16 protein-coding genes are annotated in these 17,010 nt (G+C 46.7%); 9 read left to right on the plus strand and 7 right to left on the minus strand.

Annotation, left to right across the window (positions count from 1 at the left end; genetic code table 11):
• The first annotated feature begins 40 nt into the window (after positions 1 to 40).
• The 7 genes from rfbA to rimO all read left to right on the plus strand — a co-directional run bounded on the left by rfbA (position 41) and on the right by rimO (position 6,503).
• The gene (gene rfbA, locus DTQ70_RS24895; protein ID WP_122933306.1) at positions 41 to 901 is read left to right on the plus strand and encodes a glucose-1-phosphate thymidylyltransferase RfbA; all 861 of its coding nucleotides are present in this window, start codon (positions 41 to 43) and stop codon (positions 899 to 901) included.
• Positions 902 to 905: 4 nt separating this feature from the next.
• Positions 906 to 1,514: a riboflavin synthase gene (locus tag DTQ70_RS24900; protein WP_122933307.1), complete on the plus strand. Its 609-nt coding sequence runs from the start codon at positions 906 to 908 to the stop codon at positions 1,512 to 1,514.
• A gap of 12 nt (positions 1,515 to 1,526) precedes the next feature.
• Positions 1,527 to 2,999, plus strand: a complete 1,473-nt coding sequence (locus tag DTQ70_RS24905) for an alpha-amylase family glycosyl hydrolase (RefSeq protein ID WP_122934549.1) — start codon at positions 1,527 to 1,529, stop codon at positions 2,997 to 2,999.
• A gap of 51 nt (positions 3,000 to 3,050) precedes the next feature.
• Positions 3,051 to 3,557, plus strand: coding sequence for a GbsR/MarR family transcriptional regulator (locus tag DTQ70_RS24910; RefSeq protein WP_122933308.1), 507 nt, complete (start codon positions 3,051 to 3,053; stop codon positions 3,555 to 3,557).
• An 85-nt stretch (positions 3,558 to 3,642) separates the two neighbouring features.
• The gene (locus tag DTQ70_RS24915; RefSeq protein WP_122933309.1) at positions 3,643 to 4,221 is read left to right on the plus strand and encodes a hypothetical protein; all 579 of its coding nucleotides are present in this window, start codon (positions 3,643 to 3,645) and stop codon (positions 4,219 to 4,221) included.
• Between the two features lie 160 nt (positions 4,222 to 4,381).
• Positions 4,382 to 5,029, plus strand: a complete 648-nt coding sequence (locus DTQ70_RS24920; protein WP_122933310.1) for a hypothetical protein — start codon at positions 4,382 to 4,384, stop codon at positions 5,027 to 5,029.
• Between the two features lie 166 nt (positions 5,030 to 5,195).
• On the plus strand, positions 5,196 to 6,503 hold the full coding sequence (gene rimO, locus DTQ70_RS24925; protein WP_122933311.1) for a 30S ribosomal protein S12 methylthiotransferase RimO: 1,308 nt from the start codon (positions 5,196 to 5,198) through the stop codon (positions 6,501 to 6,503).
• 134 nt (positions 6,504 to 6,637) lie between these two features.
• Here rimO and DTQ70_RS24930 read toward each other — a convergent pair whose 3' ends face one another.
• A complete protein-coding gene (locus DTQ70_RS24930) occupies positions 6,638 to 7,984 on the minus strand; it encodes an amidohydrolase (protein ID WP_122933312.1) in 1,347 nt (448 codons plus the stop codon).
• Between the two features lie 92 nt (positions 7,985 to 8,076).
• Here DTQ70_RS24930 and hisB point away from each other — a divergent pair, with 92 nt between their 5' ends.
• Positions 8,077 to 9,198, plus strand: a complete 1,122-nt coding sequence (gene hisB / locus DTQ70_RS24935) for a bifunctional histidinol-phosphatase/imidazoleglycerol-phosphate dehydratase HisB (protein WP_122934550.1) — start codon at positions 8,077 to 8,079, stop codon at positions 9,196 to 9,198.
• A gap of 504 nt (positions 9,199 to 9,702) precedes the next feature.
• The gene (locus tag DTQ70_RS24940) at positions 9,703 to 10,074 is read left to right on the plus strand and encodes a DUF3127 domain-containing protein (protein WP_122933313.1); all 372 of its coding nucleotides are present in this window, start codon (positions 9,703 to 9,705) and stop codon (positions 10,072 to 10,074) included.
• Positions 10,075 to 10,228: 154 nt separating this feature from the next.
• Here the strand turns inward: DTQ70_RS24940 and DTQ70_RS24945 are convergent, their stop codons facing one another.
• From DTQ70_RS24945 to DTQ70_RS24970, 6 genes are all read right to left on the minus strand, one after another.
• Positions 10,229 to 11,605: a putative oxidoreductase C-terminal domain-containing protein gene (locus DTQ70_RS24945; RefSeq protein ID WP_122933314.1), complete on the minus strand. Its 1,377-nt coding sequence runs from the start codon at positions 11,603 to 11,605 to the stop codon at positions 10,229 to 10,231.
• A gap of 48 nt (positions 11,606 to 11,653) precedes the next feature.
• A complete protein-coding gene (locus DTQ70_RS24950) occupies positions 11,654 to 12,442 on the minus strand; it encodes a glucosamine-6-phosphate deaminase (protein WP_122933315.1) in 789 nt (262 codons plus the stop codon).
• Positions 12,443 to 12,457: 15 nt separating this feature from the next.
• Entirely contained in the window at positions 12,458 to 13,633 is a 1,176-nt protein-coding gene (gene nagA, locus DTQ70_RS24955; RefSeq protein ID WP_122933316.1) for an N-acetylglucosamine-6-phosphate deacetylase, read from the minus strand.
• A gap of 28 nt (positions 13,634 to 13,661) precedes the next feature.
• The gene (locus DTQ70_RS24960) at positions 13,662 to 15,017 is read right to left on the minus strand and encodes a sugar MFS transporter (protein WP_122933317.1); all 1,356 of its coding nucleotides are present in this window, start codon (positions 15,015 to 15,017) and stop codon (positions 13,662 to 13,664) included.
• A 70-nt stretch (positions 15,018 to 15,087) separates the two neighbouring features.
• The gene (locus tag DTQ70_RS24965) at positions 15,088 to 16,455 is read right to left on the minus strand and encodes a Gfo/Idh/MocA family oxidoreductase (protein ID WP_122933318.1); all 1,368 of its coding nucleotides are present in this window, start codon (positions 16,453 to 16,455) and stop codon (positions 15,088 to 15,090) included.
• A gap of 225 nt (positions 16,456 to 16,680) precedes the next feature.
• Complete coding sequence (locus DTQ70_RS24970; protein ID WP_122933319.1) at positions 16,681 to 17,004, minus strand: high-potential iron-sulfur protein; 324 nt, start codon at positions 17,002 to 17,004, stop codon at positions 16,681 to 16,683.
• Between the last annotated feature and the right edge of the window lie 6 nt (positions 17,005 to 17,010).

Below are 17,010 nucleotides of genomic sequence, written 5' to 3' on the forward strand. Positions count from 1 at the left end.
ACGCTAAATCACCGAAACACAATTAGAACTTCCGCATTCTATGAAAGGAATTATTTTGGCGGGTGGCTCAGGCACTCGCTTACACCCACTCACGTTGGCCGTTAGTAAGCAGTTGATGCCAGTTTACGATAAGCCAATGATATACTATCCGTTATCGATTTTGATGTTGGCGGGTATTCGTGAAATTCTCATTATTTCGACTCCCCATGATTTACCGCACTTCCAAAAACTCTTAGGAGATGGAAGCCGCATCGGTTGTGAATTTAGCTATGCCGAACAACCTAGCCCTGATGGCCTTGCCCAGGCGTTTATCATTGGCGCTGACTTTATTGGAGACGACAAAGTGGCCTTGGTATTAGGCGATAATATTTTCTACGGAAGTGGTCTCAGTAAATTATTGCAAGCCAACAACGATCCCGACGGAGGTGTGGTGTATGCCTACCAAGTTCACGACCCTGAGCGCTATGGTGTGGTAGAATTTGACAAAGATTTTAACGTGCTTTCGATTGAAGAAAAACCCGAAGCACCTAAGTCAAACTACGCCGTTCCAGGGCTTTATTTTTATGACAATGAGGTGGTGGAAATCGCCAAAAATATCCAGCCTAGCCCGCGCGGAGAACTCGAAATTACGGACGTAAATCGCGTGTATTTGGAGCGTGGAAAGCTCAAAGTAGGCGTTCTTAATCGTGGAACAGCCTGGTTAGATACAGGCACGTTTGCGTCGTTGATGCAAGCAGGGCAATTTGTTCAAGTAATTGAAGAACGCCAAGGGCTTAAAATCGGTTGTATCGAAGAAGTGGCTTACCGTATGGGATTCATTACGGCCGACGAACTTCGCGAAATCGCCCAGCCGTTGCTCAAAAGCGGTTATGGCCAGTATTTACTAGGAATTTTGAAGTAAAACCATGTTTACAGGAATTGTAGAAGCGACGGCCGAAATCGTCGAAATCATTGCGGAAGGAACGAACCTGACGTTTAGATTGAGTGCAGCTTTGGCGCCCGAACTCAAAGTGGACCAAAGCGTGAGCCATAACGGCGTTTGTCTGACGGTGACGAGCATTGAAGGAACTACCTACACGGTAACGGCGGTGGACGAAACCCTCAAAAAAACAAACTTAGGTCAGTGGAAAGTAGGCACGAAGGTAAACGTAGAACGATGTATGCCTGCCCACGGTCGTTTTGATGGGCACATTGTTCAAGGCCACGTTGACCAAACGGGGGTTTGTACCTACATCGCTGAAGTGGGTGGAAGTTGGTTGTTTGATTTTACGTACGATGCCGCTGTGGGCAATATTACCGTAGAAAAAGGCTCAATTTGTGTCAATGGGGTGAGCTTGACGGTCTTTAACTCGCACGATGACGGTTTCCGCGTAACGATTATTCCTTATACCTACGAGCATACTAATTTTCATCAATTGCAAGTCGGCGACATCGTCAATTTGGAGTTTGATATTTTGGGGAAATACATGCAGAAGATTTTGGCGAAATCAATGGCGCCCATTGCAGTTAAATAAACCTTGGAAATCTTGACGCACCCCCGAATTTGTTACGAAATTTTTGTTCGTTCTTTTTGCGATTCCAACTGGGACGGAATCGGTGATTTGAATGGCATTCGTTCCAAACTGCCTTACCTTCAAGAGTTGGGCATTGAGGCAATATGGCTCACTCCGATTCAGCCATCACCCAGTTATCATAAATACGATGTTGTTGATTATTACGGCATTGAACCCGAATACGGAACCCTCGACGATTTTAAAAACCTCCTGACTGAAGCCCACGCTCGCGGGATCAAAGTCATCTTAGATTTGGTGATTAATCACACGAGTGTGCGCCATCCTTGGTTTGTAGAATCGGCGAAAGGCAAAGCCAATCCTTACCGAAACTATTACAATTGGAAAAGCCCGAAGGAAATTGAAGCATTGGGGATTGCCACGCGCGAGGCTACCCCCGATACGTGGGAACGAAAGCCTTGGCACAGTGCCGTGGGCAATACCGAAAAATACTACGGTTTGTTTTGGAAAGGAATGCCTGACCTCAACTGCGACCACCCACCTGTGCGCCAAGCGATTTATGACATTGGCAAATATTGGCTAGAAATGGGCGTGGACGGTTTTCGATTGGACGCCGCCCGCCACATTTATCCCGAATGGGAAGAGTACAAAAACTACGATTTTTGGGTCGAATTTCGGACGGAAATGCAGAAAGTAAACCCGCAGGTGTATTTGGTCGGTGAAGTGTGGAACGCAGCCGATAAAATTGCTCCTTATTTTCGCGGGCTGACGGCCAATTTTAACTTTGATTTGAGTTTGGCGCTTCAAAAAATCACCGCCGAGGAGCGAGATACCGTGCATTTGATTACTACTTTGGCTAAAAATCGTCAAGTATTTGCCCAAACAAATCCCCGTTTTATTGACGCCACTATGCTGACCAATCACGACCAAACGCGCATTGGAAGTGTGTTACACGGCAAGCAGACCCATTTGAAAGTAGCGGCGAATTTACTTTTTACGCTGCCAGGGCAGCCGTACGTTTATTATGGCGAAGAACTGGGGATGCTGGGACAAAAGCCCGATGAGTTTATCCGTGAACCGTTTTTGTGGGGGTACCGTCAGCACGACCGTGAACGAGCGCGATGGATGAAGCCCAAGTACAGCAAAAGCGTGACCGTAACTCCGTTGGCGAATCAACAAAACGACCCCAATTCGCTTTATAATCACTACAAACGCTTGATTCATTTCCGTAAATCCAATGACGTCATCGGTAGTTTTTACGGGCAAATCGAACCTTTACCCAACCGCAACCCTCGCTTGGTCGCATTCAAGCGTGGCCTTGCTGAGCAGGAAGTATGGGTGCTTCATAATCTTTCCAATACAACCGTAATTTACGCTGCTTCCTTCATGCCCACCGAACTGCTATTCACCACCGACACCGCGTCGCGTTTTGAAAAGGTCGATACCATTTCGTTGGCGCCGTTTAGTTGTGTGGTGTTGGGAGAATAAATTTATTTTCAAATATTTTTGAAAATACAATAATTTATTTTACTTTTGGCTATGGAATTACAAGAGGCAAAAGACCGCTTTGTTCAGGCATGGGGAACATTAGCGACCCAATGGGGAATTAATCGTACGATGGCGCAGATTCACGCGCTATTGATGATTTCTCCTAATCCGCTCACGACCGAAGACTTGATGGCGCAGCTTCAGATTTCTCGTGGGAATGTAAGCATGAACTTACGGGATTTGATGGATTGGGGATTGGTTTTTAAAGAATTGCGCCCTGGAGAGCGTAAAGAATACTTTTTTGCCGAAAAAGACGCTTGGAAAGTAGCCAAACAAGTAGCAAAAGAACGCCGAAGGAGAGAGATTGAGCCTGTGATTAAGTTATTAGAAGAGCTTCGGGGTGTCCCTGTTCGGGCGGGTGATGCCGATTCGGAAACATTCCATGCGACCATCGAAAGCATCAGTCGAGTGGTAAACTTAGCAGACGGGGCTTTAGATGCCGCAATGAAGGCGGAAGAAAGCTTAATCTTAGGAACGCTAATCAAGCTATTGCGCTAATAATGGCGAACAAACGGGCACTTAGGTGCCTATTTATTGGGTTTTAAATTTCAATAATTTCTGAAATATCTAAATATACAAAAAGATGAATCGTGTCATGAACCTTCCGCCCCAAGCGCCAGACATCCGTTCGGCGTTTCGACAAAAATGGTTTTGGTTGTGGGCATTATTGCCCGTCGGCGCCTATTACGTAAGTTGGTTGTTGATGATGATGCCTTTTCCTTTGTTTTTGGTCGCTGGACAATGGGTCGCATTGGAGAGTTTTCATAAAAAACAAAAACCAATGACTTTATGGCTACTGAATTTAGTGACCTTGCTGGTAACAGGTCTGCTTATTGTAGTGATGGTGGATAAGATGTGGACAAACCAATACGATGACTATCTCCTTTTTGTCCTTTTCGGAACGTACTACCTATTCCAGTGCTTCAATGAGTGGGTTTTCTTTAAGTTATTTCCTTCTTGGCGCTTTGGCTATTGGTCAGGGGCCAATCTCATCGCAGCAGCGGTCTGGATAGGAGTTTTAGTGGGTGGCAAACTCATTTTACCTTTTGCCATCAAGCAAGAATATGTGCTTTGGTTTATCATTCCCGTGCTTGGAATCATCTCCAATAGTATCACCGCCTTAGGAATACATCTCGCTACTCAAACCCGTTACGGACTATGAAAAAAATAGTAGTCTATCCCGCCACTTTGAGTCTGCCTTTAATGCTTTTACCCTAATATGGCCTTATGTTTCTTATATGGTTCACCACCTATTAACAAACAAAAACTAAAAAAGAAATAAATCATACCAGTAGCCGTTTTATCATTATAACGGCTATGACATGAGAACCTTCTATTTCTTTACGCTTGCGTATCTTCTGGGCAAGGAAACTTTGGCACAATACCCAAACACCAGCTATTGGCAAGCCGAAATGAGCTATGCCGCCCCCATTTTTCAGAAATCGCAGGCCATTCGCTACGGTTCAACTCAAGTTGATGCGTGGACGCCACGGGGGCAAGTCAATGCCAACCTTGGGTTGCACTTTGAATCCATAGAAGGGCATTTTGCAGAAGTTTTTCTTCATGCACGATGCTTAGAAAATGATTTTGAAGACTCTGCTATACTTATGGGCATGCGGCTAGGAACGGGCAAAAAAAGGTGGCGCGTCTATTTGGAATTAGATCAAGGTGGGCGAAATGGCAATTTTTGGGCTTTTGAAGTTCATGACGAATCCGCAGGCTTTATGTATGGCTTAGGGACTCGCTACCGAATCTCGACGCGGGTGTCCCTGCAAGCCTCTTATTTAAGAAATCATTTTATCCAATTCAAAGAAGTCGCTGTTCCATTCAAACGACCCTTTGGTTCTTTTGCCTCGTTGGGTCTTTATTGGAACTTGAGCGTAAAACCTGATAGGCAGTCCAAACCCACCAAAGTCAAAAAGTTGACGCCTAGTCGGCAAGACCGCTGCTTGTACGCGCCAGCTGTTTAGAGATAGTTTGCAGTACAATAACCCCTAAATCCGTCATCAATTTTGGTGCTTCCGATTCAGTTGCCGAACTTTGTGGCTCAAATTACAGTATTACGTAGAGGCATAATAAGTTGAGTATCTGTTTTTTTCTTGTGACTCATGAAGCCTGCCTCCATTCTCTGAATCAATGAAAACCAAAGGAACCAAACGAAACAAAGTCAATATCGTGACACTGGGTTGTAGTAAAAACTTGGTGGATAGCGAAAATATCTTTACCCAACTCAAAGGCAACGGCTACAACGTGACCCACGAGTCGCAAAAAGACGATGCCAATATTGTGATTGTCAATACGTGTGGGTTTATCGACAATGCCAAACAAGAATCGGTGGACACCATTCTGCGCTATGCCGATGCCAAAGAAGCAGGGCTGGTGGATAAAGTATATGTAACGGGTTGTTTGTCACATCGTTATAAGGATGAATTGGCGGTTGAAATCCCCACAGTAGATGCGTGGTTTGGGACGAATGAACTTCCGCGTTTGCTCAAAACCCTCAAAGCAGACTACAAACAAGAGCTCGTTGGAGAACGTCTATTGACGACGCCCGCGCACTATGCCTACCTCAAAATCGCAGAAGGATGCGATCGTCCTTGTAGTTTTTGTGCAATTCCGTTGATGCGCGGAGGCCACGTGTCGCGTTCAATTGATGAGCTGGTGACTGAGGCAAAATCATTGGCGCGTCGTGGCACGAAAGAGTTGATTTTGATTGCTCAAGATTTGACCTACTACGGGTTGGATATTTACAAAAAACGCAATTTGTCGGAGCTACTCAATCACCTAGCCGATGTAGAAGGCATCGACTGGATTCGTTTACAGTATGCGTACCCGTCGGGTTTTCCGCTAGATGTGTTGGATGTGATGCGCGAGCGTTCCAACATTTGTAAGTATTTGGACATGCCGCTGCAAAGTGGTAGCACCGAAATGCTGAAACTCATGCGCCGTGGTATCACGCGCGAAAAAACCGAAGACCTCATCAAGACCATTCGGGATAAAGTACCAGGCATTGCGCTGCGTACGACCCTCATTGCAGGGCATCCAGGGGAAACGGAAGAAATGTTTGAAGAAACCCTTGAGTTTGTGGAACGTACCCGTTTCGATCGCTTGGGTGTGTTTGCCTACTCGCACGAAGACCAGACGCATTCGTTTACCATGCCCGACGACGTGCCTGCCGACGTAAAACAACAACGTACCGACGACATCATGGCGGTGCAGCAAGACATTTCGTGGTCGTTGAACCAAGAAAAAATTGGCAATACGTACAAGGTGTTGTTCGACCGTAAAGAAGGTGGTTATTTCATTGGCCGTACCGAATTTGATTCCCCCGAAGTAGATAATGAGGTATTAATTTCGGCCGAACAGTACGTTCGAGTAGGGGACTTTGCCAACGTAAAAATCAACAACGCCGAGGAGTTTGACTTGTACGGGCAATTGGTCTAAATCGGGTATATTCATTTCTAAAACACATAGAGCACAGTAGTGTTTTCACATAGTAAACATATCGAACGGCTAATGCGGCTGAATGCTATGTTTACTATGTGAAAAAAACTATCTAAACTATGTGGTCACCCACGTTATTTTGTTGCTTTCTTCCCTTTGGTAGTGCTTGAAGCTGCTGCTTTAGAGTTCATCTCCATATAATCTACCACCAAGTGGCTAAGAGATTTTACGCCTAACGTAAACCCGCTTTCATCAAGGTAAAAATCAGGGGTGTGATGCGGTGCTACGTCGTAAGGGCTTTTGCCTTTGGCCATTCCTCCCAAAAAGAAGAAGAACCCAGGGATTTTCTTTTGGAAGTAGCTAAAGTCTTCGGCACCAGTAGCAACGGGCGAAAGAAGGACGTTGTCTTTGCCTGCCAATGCCTCCAACGTCGGAATCATTTTATCGGTAAGTGCGGGGTCGTTGACCGTCGCTGGGTAGCCGATGCCAATTTCTACGTCGGCTTTTGCACCTGCGCTTTCAGCAATATTCGTTGAAATTTCCTTGATGCGACGGTGAACAAGCGCCTGCTGGTCATCACCGAAGGTACGAATGGTGCCAATCATTTCGAGTGACTCAGGAATGATGTTGTAGCGAATACCGCCGTGAATCGCACCCACGGTTACTACCGCAGGGTTTTCCGTAATGTCAACATTGCGACTTACGATGGTTTGCAAACCCATCACCACCTGAGAAGCCGTAACGATAGGGTCAACGCCCGACCAAGGGTTGGCGCCGTGGGTTTGTTTTCCTTTTAGTTTGATGGTCAACTGGTCAACGGCTGCCATGGTCGCACCTGGGCGGTAGCGGATTTTGCCTACTTCGGTTTGTGAGTTGATGTGAAGTCCAAAAATAGCATCCACTTTCGGGTTGTCCAATGCGCCTTCTTCCACCATTCGATTGGCACCAAAAGTCCCACCTGTATAAACGCCTTCTTCGGCAGGTTGGAAAATAAGCTTAACCGTTCCTGCTAAGTCTTTTTGCATCGACGCCAATACCTCAGCAACCCCCATCAAAATAGCGACGTGGCTATCGTGACCGCAAGCGTGCATGACACCCGTTTTTTGGTTGTTGAACTCCGTTACCACTTTCGATTTGAAAGGAATATCCACGCGTTCAGTTACAGGCAGGCCGTCCATGTCGGCGCGAAGGGCGACTACGGGGCCAGGTTTTCCTCCTTTGAGTACACCGATAACTCCCGTAACGGCTACTTTTTCTTTGACTTCATAACCTAGCTTGCGTAGGTGTTCGGCCACGATATTTGCCGTTCTAAATTCTTGGTTGCCAAGCTCTGGGTGCTCGTGGAAATCGCGACGCCACGCAATTACCTTGCTTTCGATAGCGTCAGACGCTTGGTTGATAACGGGCTTGAGGGCACTTTGTGCATATCCTGTGCCGAGGCTCAGGGCCAACAATGCACCACTTAGGAGAGGTTTTTTCATCGGATTTTAGTTTGTCGTTAGGAAAAATTTTGAGCAATTTAACAAAAAACGCCCTTGGATGTTCGATATTCGCGGTTCAAAATCGAAAACTGATGCAAAAACTTCTCTTCATAGACCGCGACGGAACTATTATCGTTGAGCCACCCGTCGATTTTCAGGTAGATTCCTTAGAAAAATTGGCTTTTTTGCCCAAAGCCATCTCAAATCTTCGTCGTTTGGCCGAAGAAACCGATTTTGGTTTTGTGATGGTAACCAACCAAGATGGCTTGGGAACTGATTCTTTCCCCGAAGATACGTTTTGGCCTGCCCAAAATAAAATGCTCCAAGTTCTCGAAGGCGAAGGGGTAACTTTCCAAGCAATTCACGTGGATCGTACCTTCCCGCACGAAAATGCCCCCACGCGCAAACCTGGCACGGCTTTGTTGACGGAGTATTTCAATGGCTCGTACGATTTGGCAAACAGCTACGTGCTGGGCGATCGCCTGACGGATGTGCAATTGGCGGTGAATATGGGATGTAAAGCCATTTATATTGCCAACGAACTCCCTGCCGATCTTGCCTCTGAATTGGCCAATGCCATTTCGCTCGTTAGCACCGATTGGGACGCTATTTATGAACACCTTCGCTTGCCTGCCCGTACGGCTTCGGTAGAGCGAGTGACGAAAGAAACCCAAATCAAAATAGAACTCAACCTCGATGGTACAGGTAAGTCAGCAATGAATACAGGGCTTGGATTTTTTGACCACATGCTCGACCAGCTTGCCAAACACTCAGGCGCCGATTTGACAATTTCGGTGGTGGGTGATTTGCACATCGACGAGCACCATACCATCGAAGACACCGCCTTGGCGTTGGGCGAAGCTTACCGCAAGGCGTTGGGCGACAAACGAGGTATTAGTCGCTACGGCTTTTTGTTGCCAATGGACGAAGCCTTGGCCCAAGTAGCTATCGACTTTTCGGGTCGCCCGTGGTTGGTGTGGGATGCTGATTTCAAGCGGGAAAAAATCGGAGAAATGCCGACCGAAATGTTTTATCATTTCTTCAAGTCGTTTTCGGATACGGCTCAGTGCAACCTCAACATCAAGTGCGAAGGAAGCAACGAACACCACAAAATCGAGGCAATTTTTAAAGGATGGGCCAAAGCCATCAAGATGGCCGTGAAGCGTGATTTGAAAGCCCTTGATGTTTTACCGTCCACCAAAGGAGTACTTTAGAAAGAACGTATTCGGATAATTTTACAAAAAAACACCAGTTTTTTTGGGTCTAAATGCCGAATGCTATTACTTTTGTACTATCTTTAAAATAAGGTTTTACACAATAAATTACGAATCATAATGGACTTAAGAACCATCGGTACCCTCATATTTTATGCAGTATTGTTAGGCGTTTCTTTTTGGGTAGGAGGCCTTTTAGAGAAAAACGAACGTAAATACACGAAATACTTCAAAGAAGACTAACAAAACGCATGAGCGCAAGCTCATCGTCTTCGATACATCAATTTCAAACGCGAGCTATTGAGGAACATCAGTAGCTCGCATTTTTGTATCTAGCACTTCTTATAACCCATGTAACTTTTTAGTGAGAAGGTAGTCAGAAGGGCAAACGTGCGTATCAAACGTGCTTGTGGTTGCTCACAACCACAAATGGATGATGTGCTTGTGGTTGTGAGCAACCACAAATGGATTAGCAAATATTAACAATAAAACGAATAACGGACTATGGACATCAAAGGAAGAGTACTCCAGCTATTGCCTTTGCAAACAGGCGAGGGTAAAAATGGGACGTGGAAAAAACAAGATTTTGTCATTGAAACTGACGGACAGTACCCCAAAAAAGTGTGTATCTCGGCATGGGGAGATAAAATCAATGAAAGCGCGTTGAAAGTAGGGAACGAAGTAAACGTGTCGTTTGATATTGAAAGCCGTGAGTACAACGGCCGCTGGTACACCGATGTAAAAGCGTGGAAAATTGATTCAATGAGCGGAGGCGGTGGTGCCAGCGAAGAGGCAAGTTTTGGCGGAAGCACCCGTCCTACAACATCGCTACCTACCACCTTTGAAGCCAGCGAGGAAGATAATTTACCATTTTAGGAGTGTCGAGGGTCGAATGCAGAGTGTCGAATAAGAAAAATACCATTCGACACTCTGCATTCTCAATTCGACACCAACAATCGGGTTGTAAGCAACCCTCAGCACAGAATTGTTCACTTAGGCTAAGACAAGACAAACAATTAACAGATAACGATTAACGATTAACTGTGCTTTTGCTCTGCGCCATTTTAAGGGCTTGCGTGGTGGTATAATACTTCGAAATCATGTTAGGAACTTCCCACTCGGGCAGTTTTCCAGCCTTCAAAAAGTCCATGTATTTCTTCGCTACTTGTGAGAAGTGCGCTTCGTGGCCAATGTCATATTTCTTCGGAATCACTACTTCCCAGCCTTTGTCATTTTTCTTGAGTTCGATGCCTGGGTACGTTGTCTGTACTTTTTTGAACGCTTCGGCCACTGCTTTTTCGTACGCTGGCGTATTGTTAAGGGCTTCAATGTACAACACAGGCTTAAAATTCTGCTCCTTGCCCTGACGTATAATCAAGTTCGCTTTGCTTCCCTTCATAATTGAATAGTGCGTATCGCCCGTGCCTTGTGGCGCTTGGAAGTTCCAAATCACCGATGCGCGAGCGTGTACGCCCTTGAGGGTGTAGTCAATCTGACCGTTGGCATATACTTCAAGATTTTTTCCTTTGACGTCTTTTTTCAAATAATCGGGGTAGGTGTCATTTTTGGTGACGAGTTTAAATTGCTCAGGCGTCATGGTTGTGGCGCTGTGAGTCGCATTGAGGAGCTTAATGTCTTTTTTGTAGTCAATGATTTGGTTGGGAAAACAGCTCCATTGAATCAAATCCACCAAGTGGGTCGTCACGTCCACCACGCCTTCGCCTTGTTGTTTTACGTCAAAAAACCACGATGGACGAATCAGAGGCTCGCCCGAAACGTACTTGAAAAAGTGGTGAACGCTCTCTTTGGTAACGGCAGGGTCTTGGGGTGTGCCTTTTTGGAGTGTACCAAAAATGGCGGGCACCAGCGCAAGCTCGCGTTGAAGGGCATTGCTGATTTCGTAGCGCTCCGTCATGATGTCGTAGAGCAATATGTTTTTCTTTTTGGCTTGGGCAAAAGCTTCTTGCAGCAACGAAAAACCAGCGGCGTCAATGGCCATGGGTTTATCGGCCAACACGTTCAACCCCGCGTCCACCGATTTTTTGATGTAGTCAGTTTTCTTTTGATTATTTCCTGCCAAAACCACCAAATTACCTGCTTTTTCGCTCAACATCTTCTGGAAAAAGTCAGTGCCCGTATAGACTTTCTCGTCCCACTGCGTCGGGTCGTCGGAGCGGGTGTTGTACTTTTTAATTTTATCGAGGTACGCCTCTACATCGGGGCCTTTGGTGGCATACACGTGCACGACGGGGTTGACGTTGTCGTAGCGGGTATTTTGTACCAGTGCGGCATGAAAGTGCCCAGGCTCAAGCACGATGAGGCTAATGGGCTTTTTGGCTTGTTGTCCCATACTGGGGAGGGTTAAACTACTTGCAGCTAATAAGCAGCCTAGAAGGCGATTCTTCATAGAATTTGTGGGTGATTTTTTAAGGAATAAGCGTTTGTGGCCACAAATTTACTTAGTTTCCGTAGCTTCCAACCACTGCTGAGCGCTATTAGGATCGATAAACAGGGTGGCGTTGGGGTGGGTACGTAAAATCGTTGATGGATATACTTCGCTGATGTCGTCGAGGAGGGTATGGTAAATGGCCTCGGCTTTGTGGGCTGCAGGAACCATGCAAAACACCGTGGGCGCTTTTACCAACGCAGGAATCGTAAGCGTAAGGGCATACTCGGGAACAAGCTCCAACGACGCAAAACAGCCGTCGTGCACTTGCTGCTGACGGCTCGTAAGGTCTAAGTCCACTTTTTTGACCAGTACAGGGTCATTGAAAAATGCAATGTGCGGGTCGTTGAACGCAATGTGGCAGTTTTCGCCGATACCCATGCAAACGATGTCGGTGGGGTATTGGGTCAACAAAGCCGAGTAACGTTGACATTCTGCTTCGGCCTCTGCTACGTTTCCATTGATGTAAAACACTTCTTTCAACGGTACTTTGGCAAAAAATCGGTCTTTGAGAAAATTGCCAAAACGTTGTGGTGCCTCGTCCGACAAGCCAATGTATTCATCCATGTGAAAGGCATTGACCCGTTGCCATTCAACACCAGGCTGGACAGCGAGGGCGTCCAAAAACTCGTTTTGTGACGGAGCAGCGGCAAAAATAATATTGACGGTTTCTTGGCTTTGAAGCAATGATTTAATTTTTGTAGCGGCCATTTCGGCTGCATATTGCCCTAATTCTTGGCGGTTTTGGGCTAATTTGACGTGGAGTTTGTCAACGGTTGTTTCTTGTAAAAGAGGCATATTGTAACTTTTATTTTACTTTTTGTAAATCACTTTTCCCCCCACCATCGTCATCCCGACGTTGATATTTTCATCAAAAATAACAACATCAGCGTCTTTGCCTTTGGCGAGCGAGCCTTTGCGGTCGCTAACGCCCATGATGCGGGCGGGGGTAGTACTTGCCATGCGAACGGCATCCAACAACGGCACATTGGCCATCGTAATCATGTTGCGCACCAGTCGGTCGAAGGTGGCGACGCTGCCCGCAAACGAGGTACGGTCGGGGAGTTTGGCCACACCGTCTTCGATGATAACGGGCAAGCCATTTTTCAACGATCCTAGCACACTTTCCCCCTCGGGCATCCCTGCGCCGCGCATGGCGTCGGTGATGAGGGCAGTGCGGTCGGGTCCTTTGAATTTATAGACAAATTGGAGCAAAGGAGCGGGCAAATGAATGCCATCACCGATGATTTCTACGTCTAAGTCAAGTAAGTACGAGCTTTCAATCACCCCCGCGTAGCGAAAGGCGTTTTTGCGCGTCACACCCGACATCGCTGAATACAAATGAGTGACGAGTGAATAACCATTTTCGTAGGCTGCCAACACATCGTCGTAATAAGCATCGGTATGGGCAATGGCCGCCAAAATCCCTTTTTGACGTAGCCGTTGTCCAAACGGAATTGCTCCTTCTAATTCAGGGGCGGCACTCCAGCGAACGATGGACGACGAATAGTGCAGAATTTCTTCGTATTCGGCGGGGTCGGGATTGCGGATGTAACGCGGGTCTTGTGCTCCCCGCTGACTCAGGGCAAAATAGGGGCCTTCGAGGTGAATGCCCAAAAAGGCCGCGCCGTTAGTATTGCGTCGATGGGCTTTTTCATAAACATCGAGCGTATGAAGCAAATCTTCTTTTTCGGCCGTCAATGTGGTTGGTACCAAGGCCGTTGTACCAAAACGCGCGTGCAGCTCGGCAACGGTCAGGAAAGCTTCTTCGGTACCGTCCATAAAATCGGCACCACCACCGCCGTGAACGTGGATATCGATAAACCCAGGAGAAATGTATTGCCCTTGGGCGTCGATTTCTTCGGCATCGGATACGTCAACGAAGCCTTCATGCACACCGACGATTTGACCGTTTTCCACCACCACCGTTCCATTTTTAATGGCACGAAAAGGAGTCAGGATAGTCCCGTTACTGATTTTTATTTTCATAAAATGCAGGTCTTTTTGGCTGAAAAAATTAGCCCTTCTCCTGAAAGGAGAGGGGTTGGGGTGAGGTTCCCCAATGCTTCACTTTATGGCCATAGGCTGCATAATACACCAAGTACAAATAACAAGGCAACAATACCCAATAGGCAGTGCGCACGTCGTACAAATCGGCGAAATAACCGTAGAACAGCGGCATAATGGCGTTGCCACACAAGCCCATGATGAGAATCGACGCACCGAGTTTGGTATAACGGCCAAGGCCGTCTAACGCCAAGGGCCAAATTCCCGCCCACACAAGTGAGTTGGCCAAACCGAGCAACACCACAAACCAAATCGAAAGGTCGGCGGTATGGCCTAGAAATTGAACGGTGCCTTTGGCAAAAATAATTAGCAAGGTAAACACCGTTCCCAACACCGTACAAAAGCGCAGGGCATTGACTTGGCTGATGAACTTAGGAATGGTGATAATGCCGATGATGTACCCACAAATGGTGCAGGCCAAAGTGTAGGATGGAAACGTTTTGGCCTTGAGCAAATCAATGCCCATGGAGTTGGCATAACCAATGACGGTATCAATGGCAATCACCTGCGTACCTACGTGCAGGAAGATGGCCACAGCCCCCAAAATAAGGTGCGGAAACTGAAAAATGCTGGTTTTGCTCGCATTGGCAGTGGCGACTTCGGGGCTTTCGTGCTCGGTATTGATTTCGGGAAGTGGCGAGCGATACACCAAGTACCCTAACACAAATAAAAATATTCCTAAAACAGTATAAGGCTGAATCACACGACGGACGAGTTCGTCCAAAGCAGCGCTTTTTTCGGTAGGATTCATCGTGCCAAGTTGTGCAAATAAATCGGTGTCGGTGGGGCGTAAAATCACGGCAGCAAATACCAGTGGTGACAAAATACCAGCGGCTTTGTTGCAAATGCCCATGATACTAATTCGTTGAGCACCACGTTCTTTGGGGCCTAGAATGGTGATGTAAGGATTGGCAGCGGTTTGTAAAATGGCTAACCCAATGCCAATCGTAAACAGCCCCATTAAGAAAATGCCGTAGGTGCGCGTCATGGCGGCAGGAACGAAAATAAACGCTCCCAAAGCCATGGCCCAAAAGCCAAACATCATGCCCTTTTTGAACCCTTGGGTTTTGAGTAAATACGAAGCAGGCACCGACATGATAAAGTAAGCAATGTAAAACGCAAACGCCACCAAATAGGCTTGAAAGCTGGTGAGTTCGCAGGCAATTTTGAAGTAAGGAATCAGAATGGAGTTGACCCACGAGATGAAGCCGAAGATAAAAAACATCAGCCCAATTAGGAAAATAGAAACGGTAGTTTCGCGCGGGCTTAGGCTGCTTACTTCAACGGCAGCAGTAGAGGATTTCATAGAAAGGATGGTTTTGAACTTCCCGAAAGTTACTCACTTTCGGGAAGCTGGTTAGGTTTAGAAAGAATCGTTATAACGTTGGCTCCCAGCCTTTTTCGTACTCACGCTTCCAGAATTTCTGCGCTTCTTTGTTGTTCTTGATGTGTCCGTTGGTGGGGTCAATGTCCAAAATGCTGTTGGAACGCAAAGCGATGTTCCCCAACTGACACAAAAGCGTACTTTGATGCCCGCTTATAATATCGGATGCCAACGGAGTCCCTTTTTTGATGGCTTCCACAAAGTTTTGGAAGTGAGTGGCATCCAATGCTTGCGAAGGATTCATTTTGTTGCGAGGGTCAATCGGCATGTCGTTGGTAACGTCTTTGATAACCTTGTTGTCCAAATCGTAAATTTTGTACGCATTGCCGCCGCCGTATTCCAACGTACCTTTTTCTCCGTAAAACGAAACGCCTACGCTGCTGCCTTCGATATTGCGGCTGTTGCAGCTACGGCCTTCCCACGTCATGAATTTATCTTTGCCAAATTCAAGGTTAATGACTTGGGTATCTGGTGTTTCCCAATCGTCTTGGTAGCGGTAACGCCCACCCGAAGAGGAAACTTTGGTCGGATAACTTACCTGCAATCCCCAACGCATGAGGTCGAGCATGTGGGTGCCGTTGTTAAGGGCTTCGCCCGTTCCCCAATTCCAAAACCAGTGCCAGTTGTAGTGGATGACGTTGTCTTTGTACGCACGGCGTGGCGCTGGGCCTTGCCACAGGTCAAAGTTGAGCCAAGACGGTACGGCCGTTGCTTTGCCCGTTCCGATGGTAGGGCGGTTGTTGGTGTACCAGCCTTTGGCAAAATACGGGCGACCAATTACTCCGTCGTGAATTTCTTTGATGGCTTGTTTGACGTTGGGCCACGACCGACGCTGGTTTCCCATCTGAATCACGTTTTTGTACTTGGCGGCGACAGCCATCAACAATTCGCCTTCGTGCGGGTTGTGGCTGCATGGTTTCTCCAAATACACATGTTTTCCTGCTTTTGAAGCCAAAATAGCCGCAGGAGCGTGCCAGTGGTCAGGAGCGGCGATGATGAGTCCGTCCATGTCTTTGTCCTCCAGCGATTTGCGGAAGTCGGGCGTTTCTTTTGGCTTGCGGTTTTGGATTTTTTCTACCCCCGCCACGCACTTTGCAGCGGCTTTTGAATCAACGTCTGAAATACTGACGACTTCACAATTGGGCTGAAGGGCAAAGTTGGTTGCCAAAGCAAAGCCACGGCTATTGACCCCCATTACACCGAGGCGTACTTTATCGTTGGCGCCCAAAATGTTGGCATAACTTTTTGCACTAAAACCAGGGAGAACGCCGCCTACGGTCAAAACGGCCGTTCCTGTTAGGCTTTTTTTGAGAAAATCGCGGCGAGAGGCGCTGTTGGATGAAGTTGAGTTTTTGCTCATGTAAAGGTTTTTGGTTAGAAATAATGTGTTTATTGACACCTGCAAAAATAAAGGTTAGCCCGAGGTTTTGTCTAAACTTTCCAAGTTTCCTTTTCTGCGATTTGTGAACCTTGGAAAGGTTTTTAACCTTTCCAAGGCTGTTTTTCGACGCTTTACAAAACTTGGAAAGTATCTTAGCCTTTCCAAGTTTGCTTTTTGACGCTTTTCAAAACTTGGAAAGGTTTGTTATTTGCTTTGCGGTGCCCAATACGTACAATAACCAGCCGTTTGAACGGGGCCTTTGAACAACATACAGCCACCGCAGGCTTTGCCATCTTTGGGAGGAAGCCACAAATTGCAATTTCCACACTGAGATTCGGCACGGGGGGACGCATCGACATATCCCAGTTTTTTCCGAGTTTTTAGGTCATTTTCGCTAACTGTTGAAAAATCTTTGCAAGGGTCGGTCGTTTCAGACTGAGAAGCTGATTTTGGTTGACAGCTACTCACCAAAAATGCGGTAGTGGGTAATATCGGTAACGCAATGGTGATAAATTCTCTTCTTTTCATTCGGGT

The sequence above is a fragment of the Runella sp. SP2 genome, from assembly GCF_003711225.1.
Lineage (GTDB): Bacteria > Bacteroidota > Bacteroidia > Cytophagales > Spirosomataceae > Runella.